Source organism: Stenotrophomonas sp. YJH_SMC_120 (genome assembly GCF_059368675.1).
Window position 1 is genome coordinate 21,221 of sequence record NZ_JCAFRY010000031.1, and the last position, 7,674, is coordinate 28,894.

Sequence of the window (7,674 nt, forward strand, 5' to 3'; positions counted from 1 at the left end):
TTGCGTGAAGCTGTCAGGGTGCGCGTGCGCTTGTAGAGTCAAGCCGTGCTCGACTCTACAGAACAGCGGAAGCAATCGAGCAGATGGAAGCGCGACGAAGCGCGCGACCGGTGCTAGCCGTAGCCGCCGTGCACCGGGTTGTGACTGCGTACGGCCATCACCAGGCCGAAGCCGGCCAGCAGTGACACCGCCGAGGTACCGCCGTAGCTGATCAGCGGCATCGGCACGCCCACCACCGGCAGCAGGCCGGAAATCATCCCGCCGTTCACCAGTACATAGACGAAGAACGCCAGGCCGGTAGCGCCGGCCAACAGGCGCGAATAGGAATCGCGCGACTGGCTGGCGATCCACAGGCAACGCCCGATCACCACCAGGTACAGGGTCAGCACCAGGGCCACACCCATCCAGCCGAATTCCTCGCTCAGCACCGAGAACGCGAAGTCGGTGGTCTGTTCGGGAATGAAGTTCAGGTGCGACTGCGAGCCCTCGCCCCAGCCCTTGCCATCGAAGCCGCCGGACCCGATCGCGATCTTCGACTGGATGATGTTCCAGCCGGCCCCCAGTGCATCCATCTCCGGGTCCAGGAACATCATGATGCGGTCCTTCTGGTACGGCCGCAGCAGCCAGAACCAGGCCACCGGCGCGACCGCAGCCACGCCGCCCACGCCCAGCCCGACCCACCACCACGGCAGGCCTGCCAGCAGCAGTACGAACACGCCGCTGGCGGCGATCAGCACGCCGGTACCGAAGTCGGGCTGCAACATCACCAGGCCGGTCGGCACGCCGATGATGATCAAGGCCACCAGCACGGTGTTGAAGCGCGGCGGCAGCGGCATCTTGTGCAGGTACCAGGCCACCATCATCGGCAGGCTGACCTTCAGCAGCTCGGCCGGCTGCAGGTAGAAGAACTTCAGGTCCAGCCACTGCCGGCCGTACTTGCCGGTGCCGAGCACGAACACCGCCAGCAGCGGAATCATGGAGATCGCATAGATCATCGGCGTGGCCGAGCGGATGCGCAGGATCGGCACCCGCGAGATGCCCCACAGTGCAGCCATGCCCACCGCGAAACGCGCGCCCTGGGCCATCACCAGGCCGTCGCCACCGGCACTCTTCAAGGTGGCCAGGCCGATCACCATCAGCGCGCCCAAGGCCAGGCACAACACCCAGTCCAGCGTGCTGAAGAAGCGGCGCAGCATGTCGCCGGCCCAGCGCAGGAACACTTTCATCGTGCGGGCTCCGCAACCGTCGGGCGTGGCGTGGCCGGCAGTGCGGCAGCGGCCGGCGTGCCCGGCTGCGGCGCAGGGGCCGGTTCGGGGGCGGGGGCTCCCACCTGCACCGGGTGTTCGCCCAGCTGCGCGGCCGCCAGATCACCGGCCTGGCGTGCGCCGGCGTCTTCGTTGTCGAACGCGGTGGCACCGATGGCGGTGGTACCACGCTCGCTGTCCAGCGGCTGCATGCCCTCGGGCATCTTGCCCAGCAGGTAGGCATCGAACACCTTGCGGGCGATCGGCGCAGCAGCCGAACCACCATAGCCACCGCCTTCCACCGCCACCGCGATCGCGATCACCGGGTTTTCGACCGGCGCGAAGCCGACGAACAGCGCGCGGTGGCGCAGGTGCATCGGCAGGCTCTTCGGGTTCACCGCTGCGGTGCCCTTGCGGCTGATGACCTGCGCGGTACCGGTCTTGCCGGCCATCACGTACGGCGCACCGACCGCCACGCGCCAGCCGCTGCCGCCCGGCCGCATGGTCGCCATCATGCCCTCGCGCACCGCCTGCACGTTGTTGGGGTTGGGGCTGACCGGCTTGCTCTCGCCGGGCGGCGTCGCGGTCCAGTCGCTGTCGAAGCCGTCGCGCTGCTGGATCACCAGGTGCGGGGTGCGCAGCTGCCCGTCGGCCAGCGCGCTGACGCCGCGCGCCAACTGCAGCGGGGTGACCTTCCAGTCGCCCTGGCCGATGCTGATGTTGACCGTATCGCCGGGGTACCAGGCTTCCTTGCGGGTCTTCCGCTTGTAGGCCGGCGACGGCAGGATGCCGCCGATTTCGCCGGTGAGGTCGATACCGGTCGGCTGGCCGAAGCCGTAGTACTCCATGTAATGGTCGAAGCGCTCGATGCCCAGGTCCAGCGCCAGCTTGTAGTAGTAGGTGTTGACCGACTCGGCGATGGACTTGCGCAGATCGGTCCAGCCATGGCCGCCACGATGCGCATCACCCCAGCCACGGCTGGTGCCGGGCAGGTAGAACATGCCGGTGGACAGCACCTTGTCTTCCGGGCGGCGCACGCCCGAGTCCAGGCCGGCCAGCCCGATCAGCGGCTTCAGCGTGGAACCGGGAGCGACACCGCCGAGCACCAGGCGGTTGAACTGCGGCCGCGACGGGTTCTCGTTCAGCGCCTTGAAGTCGGCATGGGAAATGCCGTTGACGAACAGGTTGGGGTCGTAGGACGGCAGGCTGACCATCGCCAGCACCTCGCCGGTACGCGGGTCCATCGCCACTGCCGAGCCTTCCTGATCGCCGAAGGCGGCCACCATGGCACGCTGCAGGTCCGCGTCGATCGACAGCCGCAGGTCGGCGCCGGACTGCGCGGCCACCCGGCCGATGGTGCGGATGGCACGGCCCTGCACGTTGGTTTCGACCTGCTCGTAGCCGACCTTGCCGCGCAGCTGCTGCTCGTAATAGCGCTCCAGGCCGGACTTGCCAATGTGGGTAAGCGCGGCATTGCCTTCGCCGAGGATCTCCAGGTCCTTGTCGTCGACGCGGCCGACATAGCCGATGATGTGCGCGAACAGGTCACCGTACGGATAACGCCGGGTCAGGTAGGGCTCAAGCTCGACGCCGGGGAAGCGCCAACGGTCGACGGCGAAGCGCGCCATCTCCTCGTCGCTCATGCGCAGCTTCAGCGTGACCGGCAGGAACTTGCGGCGCGCCTTGCGCGACTTGTTGAACGCTTCCAGCTCTTCCGGGCTGATGCTGATGATCTTCGCCAGCCCTTCCAGGGTGGCGTCCATGTCCTTGACCTTGTCCGGGGTCACGTCCAGGCGGAACGCTGGCACGTTCTCGGCCAGCAGGCGACCGTTGCGGTCGTAGATCATGCCGCGCCCGGGCACCACCGGCCGCGGCTTGATGCGGTTGGCTTCCGAGCGCGTGGCGTAGACGTCGTGATCCAGCACCTGCAGCTTGAAGTACCAGCCGCCCAGGCCCAGCAGGCAGACCAGCACGCCCAGGAAACCCAGCGCCGCACGGCGGCGGAACTGTTCGGCTTCGGCGTGCGGGTTCTTGACCTGGCGGCGCGGGATCATGGCTCAGCGCCCGCGCTTGCCGAAGCGCACTGCGTCCAGCAGCACGAACACCAGCGGCCACAGGCCCATGCCCAACAGCGGCGCCCACCAGTACGACCACGGCAGGGTCGGCTCGCCCACCAGGATGTGGACCAGCGCGCTGACGATGCGGTCGTTGAACAACAGGCCACCGATGGCCAGCATCTGCTGCGACATCGGGAAGAAGCGGATGCGGGCGCGGAAACGCTGCAGGATGAAGGCCAGCATCACCAGCCGCAGCGCCTGTTCGCCGAGCACGCCGCCGTACAGCAGGTCGGCGACCACGCCGCTGGCGAAAGCGATGCCCAGGCCGACGCGCTCGGGCGTCTCGATCACCCAGTACGCCAGTACCAGCGCCAGCCAGTACGGGCGCAGCGGCTGCAGCAGCGCCGGCAACGGCAGCAGGCCCAGCAGCAGGGCTACGACCAGGCTGGCCGGCAATACCCACGGGTTGTCGCGCAGGCGGCTCATCGCTGGGCCTCCGGCGTGGTCGGTTGCCGGCCAGCGGCCGGCACTACCGGGGCAGCAGGATCAAGCGAGGATACGGGGGCAACAGTCCTCGTTTGCGACGAGGGCTGTTGCCGGCCAGCGGCCGGCACTACCGGAGCAGCAGGATCAAGCGAGGATGCGGGGGCAACAGTCCTCGTTTGCGACGAGGGCTGTTGCCGGCCAGCGGCCGGCACTACCGGGGAGCTGACCGGAGCTGGCGTCGTTGTCGCTGGCGCGGCTCCCGCTGGCACGGTGGCGCCGGTGGCCGGGCCACCCGGAGTGGTTTCTTCCAGCTGCAGGCGCAGTTCCGGCGGAATGCGGATCGCCGCACCGGGGCGCAGCAGCAGCACATCACGGCCACGATCCAGCTGGGCGGCTGGCTTCAGTTCGCCGACCAGGAAGGCATGGGTGTCGTCCGGGCGCAGGCCGGTGATGGTGCCGACCGGGAAGCCGGCCGGGAAGCGGCCACCGAGGCCGGAGGTGACGATCTCATCGCCCACTTCCACACCGGCGCTGAGCGGGATGTCGCGCAGCTCCAGCGTGTCGCCGCGGCCGTAGACGATCAGGCGTACGCCGTTGCGGGCCACGGTGACCGGCACCGCGTGGTCGGGGTCGGTCAGCAGCAGCACGGTGGAGGTACCGCCGGTGACGCTGATCACCTGCCCCATCAGGCCACCGGCATCGATCACCGCCTGCCCGACGTGCACGCCTTCGCGGCTGCCGGCGTCGAGCACCAGGCGCTGCTTCACCGGGTCCAGGTCGATATCCAGGATCGGCGCCAGCTGCACGTCCAGGCCACTGCGCTCGGCCACGTTCAGCAGTTCGCGCAGCTGGGCGTTGTCCAGCGCCGCGGTCTGCAGACGGGTCAGGCGCGCGTTGGCCAGCAGCAGCTGGTTGCGCAGTTCACGGTTCTCGGTGACCAGCTGGGTGTGGCTGGCCGCGGAATCCTTGACCTGGTTGCCGAGCTTGCCGGGCAGACCCGCCAGTGCCCACACAGGCTGCACCAGGCTGTTGGCCTGCTCGCGCAGGCGCGCCAGCCAACCCGCCTGATCGTCAAGGACGATCAGTGTGATGGCCAATGCAAGATAGGCCAGCAACCGCAGGGGGCTGGCGGCATCACCGGATCGGGAGGCAACGGGAGGACCGGCGTAGGGCGGCACGGCAACGATTCAACTGGCAGAAGGCGGAAGGGAAACACGCGGACGCCCCGCCGGTGCCGGCCCGCCATCGCGGCGGGCCGCACCCCGGAAGGGCGCGGCGGGCGGGAACGGCCGGGACGGCTTATTCCGGCGCAAAGAACTCGTTGCCGTGCATGTCCACCAGTTCCAGCGCACGACCGCCACCGCGGGCCACGCAGGTCAGCGGATCGTCGGCCACCTGCACGTGCAGGCCGGTTTCCTCGGAGATCAGGCGGTCCAGGTCACGCAGCAGGGCGCCGCCGCCGGTCAGCACGATGCCGCGCTCGGCAACGTCGGCACACAGTTCCGGCGGGGTCTGCTCCAGCGCCAGCTTGACCGCGCTGACGATGCCCGACAGCGGTTCGTGCAGGGCTTCAAGCACCTCGTTGGAGCTGATCTTGATCATCTTCGGCACGCCCTCGGCGAGGTTGCGGCCGGAGATCTCCAGCTCCTGCACCTCGGCCTGCGGGTAGGCACAACCCAGCTCGACCTTGATGCGCTCGGCGGTGGCTTCACCGATCAGCATGCCGTGGTTGCGGCGCACGTAGTTGGTGATGGATTCGTCGAAGCGGTCGCCGCCGATGCGGACCGAGGCCGAATAGACGATGCCGTTGAGCGAGATCACCGCCACTTCGGTGGTACCGCCGCCGATGTCGATGACCATCGAGCCACGGGCTTCGGTGACCGGCATGCCGGCGCCGATCGCGGCAGCCATCGGCTCTTCGATCAGGTACACGTCACGGGCACCGGCTTCCTCGGCCGATTCCTTGATCGCGCGGCGCTCGACCTGGGTCGAACCGGCCGGCACGCAGACCAGCACGCGCGGGCTCGGGCGCAGCACGCGCGACTTGTGCACCTTCTTGATGAAGTGCTTGAGCATCGCCTCGGTGTAGGTGAAGTCGGCGATGACGCCGTCCTTCATCGGGCGGATGGTGGTGATGTGGCCCGGGGTACGGCCGAGCATCTGCTTGGCCTCGGCGCCAACGGCTGCCACCGAGCGGGTGCCACCGATGGCACGGTCCTGGCGCACGGCCACGACCGACGGCTCGTTCAGCACGATCCCCTGCCCGCGCACGTAGATGAGGGTGTTGGCCGTGCCCAGGTCGATGGACAGGTCGTTGGAGAACATGCCACGGAGTTTCTTGAACATCTGAGGAAGGAGTCCTGAGGGGTGTCGTGCCCGCCGCGGGATGGCGAAAAAATGGGCAGAAATCGAGGCCGACAAGCCTAGCAACCCGCCTGCCGCCGAGCAAGGAAAAAACTAGCTGAACCCGCGTCTTCACAGGCTTTCGGCCTGATCGGGCATCACCCGGTTCTGGCCCTGAGCGGCACCAGCGGGTAACCTTTGCGCCGTCGGGCGCCCAAGGGCGCCGTTTGCTTGCCCGCTGAACCGGGCCGGCCCACCCCAAAATTCACCGCATAGGCTTACATCGATGTCCGCTCTGATCTGTGGTTCTCTTGCCTTCGACACCATCATGGTGTTCCCGGACCAGTTCAAGAATCACATCCTGCCGGACAAGGTGCACATCCTGAACGTGTCCTTCCTCGTGCCGCGCATGCGCCGCGAGTTCGGCGGCTGCGCCGGCAACATCGCCTACAACCTGCACCTGCTGGGCGGCCAGCCGATCCCGATGGGCACCGTGGGTTCGGACTTCGGCCCGTACCGCGAATACTTCGAAGGCCTGGGCATCGACCTGTCGCGCGTGCGCGTGATCGACGAGCTGTTCACCCCGCAGGCATTCATCACCACCGACCACGACAACAACCAGATCACCGCCTTCCACCCGGGCGCGATGATGCGCTCCTACGAGAACCATGTGCGCGGCGTGCCGGGCGTGACCCTGGGCCTGGTCGGCCCGGACGGCCGCGAAGGCATGATCCAGAACGCACAGGAATTCCACGAGGACGGCATTCCGTTCATCTTCGACCCGGGCCAGGCCATGCCGCTGTTCAACGGCCCCGAGCTGCGCGCCTTCATCGATCAGGCCGACTACGTGGTGGTCAACGACTACGAGTCGAACCTGCTGCAGGAGCGCACCGGCTGGGACGAGAAGGAGATCGTCAGCCGGGTCAAGGCCTACATCACCACCCGTGGCCCGAAGGGTGCGGTCATCCACACCCCGGAAAAGAGCTACGACATCCCGCCGGCGCACGAGCGCCGCGTGGTCGATCCGACCGGCTGTGGCGACGCCTTCCGCGCCGGCCTGATCTACGGCATCCAGAAGGGTTACGACTGGCTGACCATCGGCCGCATGGGCAACCTGATGGGCGCGCTGAAGGTCGAGCACCCGGGCACGCAGAACCAGCGCTTCACCTTCGATGAGTTCAACGAGCAGTTCAAGCAGCAGTTCGGTTACGCGCTGGGCGCGTAAACCGAACTGCCCGCGCATTCCACCTTGTCCCCGCGCCTTCGGCGCGCCCTCTTGAACAACAAGGGGGCTTTCCACCCGATGCGCTGCTGGGAATGCTGTTGGTAGGTGTCGACCTTGGTCGACACTGCCGGCCAGCGGCCGGCACTACCCCTTCTGCCAGGCCGCCAACCTGGCCACGGGTGTTCTGGTAGGTGTCGACCTTGGTCGACACTGCCGGCCAGCGGCCGGCACTACCCCTTCTGCTGCCAGGCCGCCAGCCTGGCCACCGGTGTTCTGGTAGGTGTCGACCTTGGTCGACACTGCCGGCCAGCGGCCGGCA

The 7,674-nt window shown here is 67.8% G+C and carries 6 protein-coding genes; 1 reads left to right on the forward strand and 5 read right to left on the reverse strand.

Going from position 1 to position 7,674, the window contains the following annotated elements:
* Positions 1-113: 113 nt before the first annotated feature.
* The 5 genes from rodA to AC5P60_RS20785 form a co-directional block, all read right to left on the reverse strand.
* Positions 114-1,226 (reverse strand): rod shape-determining protein RodA, encoded by a 1,113-nt coding sequence (rodA, locus tag AC5P60_RS20765; RefSeq protein ID WP_005411073.1) that lies wholly within the window; start codon positions 1,224-1,226, stop codon positions 114-116.
* Complete coding sequence (mrdA, locus tag AC5P60_RS20770; protein WP_049433260.1) at positions 1,223-3,298, reverse strand: penicillin-binding protein 2; 2,076 nt, start codon at positions 3,296-3,298, stop codon at positions 1,223-1,225. The genes rodA and mrdA overlap by 4 nt, the downstream gene beginning before the upstream one ends.
* A 3-nt stretch (positions 3,299-3,301) precedes the next feature.
* The gene (gene mreD, locus AC5P60_RS20775) at positions 3,302-3,787 is read right to left on the reverse strand and encodes a rod shape-determining protein MreD (RefSeq protein ID WP_005411075.1); all 486 of its coding nucleotides are present in this window, start codon (positions 3,785-3,787) and stop codon (positions 3,302-3,304) included.
* Positions 3,784-4,965, reverse strand: coding sequence for a rod shape-determining protein MreC (gene mreC, locus AC5P60_RS20780; protein WP_088470627.1), 1,182 nt, complete (start codon positions 4,963-4,965; stop codon positions 3,784-3,786). The genes mreD and mreC overlap by 4 nt, the downstream gene beginning before the upstream one ends.
* A 121-nt stretch (positions 4,966-5,086) precedes the next feature.
* Positions 5,087-6,133, reverse strand: coding sequence for a rod shape-determining protein (locus tag AC5P60_RS20785; RefSeq protein ID WP_005411077.1), 1,047 nt, complete (start codon positions 6,131-6,133; stop codon positions 5,087-5,089).
* A gap of 283 nt (positions 6,134-6,416) precedes the next feature.
* On the opposite strand from AC5P60_RS20785, the gene AC5P60_RS20790 reads away from it, so the two are divergent.
* Positions 6,417-7,355 (forward strand): carbohydrate kinase family protein, encoded by a 939-nt coding sequence (locus AC5P60_RS20790; RefSeq protein ID WP_005411078.1) that lies wholly within the window; start codon positions 6,417-6,419, stop codon positions 7,353-7,355.
* Positions 7,356-7,674: the final 319 nt, after the last annotated feature.

Coding starts and splice junctions, on each gene's coding strand:
- rodA (WP_005411073.1), bottom strand. CDS start 1,226: ATGAAAGTGTTCCTGCGCTGGGCCGGCGACATGCTGCGCCGCTTCTTC.
- mrdA (WP_049433260.1), bottom strand. CDS start 3,298: ATGATCCCGCGCCGCCAGGTCAAGAACCCGCACGCCGAAGCCGAACAG.
- mreD (WP_005411075.1), bottom strand. CDS start 3,787: ATGAGCCGCCTGCGCGACAACCCGTGGGTATTGCCGGCCAGCCTGGTC.
- AC5P60_RS20785 (WP_005411077.1), bottom strand. CDS start 6,133: ATGTTCAAGAAACTCCGTGGCATGTTCTCCAACGACCTGTCCATCGAC.
- AC5P60_RS20790 (WP_005411078.1), top strand. CDS start 6,417: ATGTCCGCTCTGATCTGTGGTTCTCTTGCCTTCGACACCATCATGGTG.